Origin of the sequence: Achromobacter arsenitoxydans SY8, from assembly GCF_000236785.1 — a bacterium.
In the GTDB taxonomy this organism is placed as follows: domain Bacteria; phylum Pseudomonadota; class Gammaproteobacteria; order Burkholderiales; family Burkholderiaceae_B; genus Achromobacter; species Achromobacter arsenitoxydans.
Map to the genome: position 1 here is coordinate 1 of NZ_AGUF01000018.1, position 2,738 is coordinate 2,738.

Sequence of the window (2,738 nt, forward strand, 5' to 3'; positions counted from 1 at the left end):
TGCCTTCCGTGGTGTGGTGGACGATCTTGAAGGGGCCGCCCAGATGAGGTCCGGACGAGCCGGAAATGGGGCGCCAGGTCGCGAACGGGCATCGTGCCATCGGTGGTCTCCTCGGAACGGGCGGGATGTTCTTGGCAGACGACATGACGACGATGATGCGGCGCCCGTTGGAGGGATATATATTGCGGACCTCATCCGCCTTGCTATTAGCCGAAAGTATTAATCCTTGAATCTGCAATGGTGCTTTCGCATCATTCCCCGGATTTTGCGGTCATCCATGCGGATGAGGCCTGCCCGACAGGCCGTCTTTGGCGCCAGGCTGCGCCCCGCCCGAAAGCCCTATCCATTAGTCCGGCGCTCGATCTTGAAATCCTTGTGAACCGTCAAAGTAGAGATAAATTCGACTCTATTTCAAATAGTATCCAAGTAATTCATTCTATATAATCGCCGTTCAATTTAATGGCGACAGATGCCGTCCAACGCATTGGTGGCGGGGCCGGCTGGAGAAGACGATGTTGAACAAAGTGGTGAAAATCGGGGCGTTGGCATTCCTGTCGACGATTATTGCGGGCTGCGCGACGGAGCGTTCGCAAGCCGTGGCCGTGCCGGCCGTTGCGGCGGCCAGCAAGCCGTACGCAGGCGTGCGCAGTCCTATTTCGGTCGGCAAGTTCGATAACCGCACCAACTATCTGCGCGGCGTGTTCTCGGATGGCGTCGACCGTCTGGGCGGCCAGGCCAAGACCATCCTGATGAGCCATCTGCAGCGCAGCGGCCGCTTCCAGGTGATGGATCGCGACAATCTGTCCGAGATCGCCCAGGAAGCCGCCTTCAACAAGAAGGCCGCCCAGATCAAGGGCGCGCGCTACGTCGTCACGGGCGACGTGACGGCCTTCGGCCGCAAAGTGACCGGCGACCAGCAGCTGTTCGGCATCCTCGGCCGCGGCAAGGAACAAGTGGCCTATGCCAAGGTGGACCTGAACGTGGTGGACGCCACGACGTCCGAAGTGGTCTATTCCGCGTCCGGCGCCGGCGAATACAGCCTGTCCAACCGCGAAGTGGTCGGCTTTGGCGGCACCGCCGGCTACGACTCCACGCTCAACGGCAAGGTCCTGGACCTGGCGATCCGCGAGGCGGTCGACCGCCTGGTTGACGGCATCGAACAAGGCGCCTGGCAACCCGCCAAGAATTGATAGGGAAATTCCATGTCGAATCACTCGGAAAAACGCCGTCCGGCCGCGCTTGCGCGCGTGGGCCGCGGACTGGCGATCGCGGCGCTGGCCGGCCTGCTGTCGGCCTGCGTCCAACAGCCCAAGTCCATGTATAGCTGGCAGTCCTACCAGGGCTCGGTGTATGCCTACCTCAAGGACGACGGCGCGGATTACGCAACGCAGACCCTGGCGCTGGAAAAGAACATCGAGACCGCTCGCGCCTCCAACACGGAGCTGCCGCCGGGATTCCGCGCGCATCTGGGCATGCTGTACATGAAGATGGGCAACGGCGACAAGGGCGCCGAGCAGATGCTGGGCGAGAAAGAGGCATTCCCCGAATCGGCCCCGTTCATGGACTTCCTGTTGCGCAACGCCGGCAAGCCGGCGGCGCAGCAGGCCGCGGTCGGCACGCCGGGCGTCGCCACGCCGGGCGCCGCCGCGTCGAATGTGGACCAAGCGGCGCCCGCACAGGCGGCCGAATCGAAGAAGGGATCGTGATGCTGAACAAACTCTTGCGCGCCGGCCTGCTGGCCGCCGCCGCACTGCTCGCCGGTTGCGTGGCGCCGCCCCAAAAGAACGTGGACTACACGGCCTTCCGCGAAAGCAAGCCGGCGTCGATCCTGGTGCTGCCGCCCCTGAACACCTCGGTGGACGTGGCCGCATCCGCGGCTGTGCTGGCGCAGGCCACGCTGCCGCTGGCGGAATCGGGCTACTACGTGATTCCGGTGGGCGTCATGGACGAGACCTTCAAGCAGAACGGCCTGACCTCGCCCGACGACATCCATGAACTGCCGGCCGCCAAGCTGCGCGAGATCTTCGGCGCGGACGCCGCGCTGTACATGACGGTCAAGCAGTACGGCGCCAGCTATGCGGTGCTGGCCAGCACCGTCACGGTGTCGATCGACGCGGAACTGCTGGACCTGCGCAACGGCGCCAAGCTGTGGAGCGGCACCAAGCAGGTGGTGCATGCGAACAACAACAGCGGCGGCGGCCTGTTGGGCATGCTGGTCCAGGCCATGGTCGACCAGGTCGTCAACACCCTGTCGGACCGCAGCTACAGCGTGGCGGGCATGACGAACAACATGCTGCTCAGCGCCGGCACCGCCGGCGGCATCCTGTACGGTCCGCGCTCGCCGCGCTACGAAACGCAGTAAGCAGGTCCGGCCAAGATCCGGCTCTTCCGCCCGCGCGCCGCTATGTCGGCGCGCGGGCGGTTTCGTTTTGGCGCGGCGGTAGCGCCGGCGTCGCTGGCGTGCAAGCGGCTCAGGTAGCGGGGTCTACGCCTTAGGGCCGGTGATACGCAAACGATATCGAATTTCACATAAATAATATTGGACGCATGGGGGGGCAGTTCCTAAGCTGAACGGCAGAAAAAAACGAGGAGACCGGGGCGATGAAGACGGCGCTTGGGCATATCAAGGTGCTGGACCTGACGCGCATTCTGGCGGGCCCGTGGGCTACCCAGAACCTCGCGGACCTGGGCGCCGAGGTCATCAAGGTTGAACGTCCCCAAGTGGGGGACGACACGCG

4 protein-coding genes are annotated in these 2,738 nt (G+C 63.8%); all 4 read left to right on the forward strand.

Annotated elements, in window-relative coordinates:
* Positions 1-512: 512 nt before the first annotated feature.
* On the forward strand, positions 513-1,190 hold the full coding sequence (locus tag KYC_RS04090) for a CsgG/HfaB family protein (RefSeq protein ID WP_043517504.1): 678 nt from the start codon (positions 513-515) through the stop codon (positions 1,188-1,190).
* A 12-nt stretch (positions 1,191-1,202) separates the two neighbouring features.
* Entirely contained in the window at positions 1,203-1,706 is a 504-nt protein-coding gene (locus KYC_RS04095) for a DUF4810 domain-containing protein (RefSeq protein ID WP_008159141.1), read from the forward strand.
* Positions 1,706-2,362, forward strand: a complete 657-nt coding sequence (locus KYC_RS04100) for a DUF799 domain-containing protein (RefSeq protein ID WP_008159142.1) — start codon at positions 1,706-1,708, stop codon at positions 2,360-2,362. Before KYC_RS04095 ends, KYC_RS04100 begins: the two co-directional genes overlap by 1 nt.
* A gap of 239 nt (positions 2,363-2,601) precedes the next feature.
* Positions 2,602-2,738: CoA transferase (locus KYC_RS28585; RefSeq protein ID WP_008159143.1), on the forward strand; the 137-nt coding region annotated here is incomplete at its 3' end.

Coding starts and splice junctions, on each gene's coding strand:
- KYC_RS04090 (WP_043517504.1), top strand. CDS start 513: ATGTTGAACAAAGTGGTGAAAATCGGGGCGTTGGCATTCCTGTCGACG.
- KYC_RS04095 (WP_008159141.1), top strand. CDS start 1,203: ATGTCGAATCACTCGGAAAAACGCCGTCCGGCCGCGCTTGCGCGCGTG.
- KYC_RS04100 (WP_008159142.1), top strand. CDS start 1,706: ATGCTGAACAAACTCTTGCGCGCCGGCCTGCTGGCCGCCGCCGCACTG.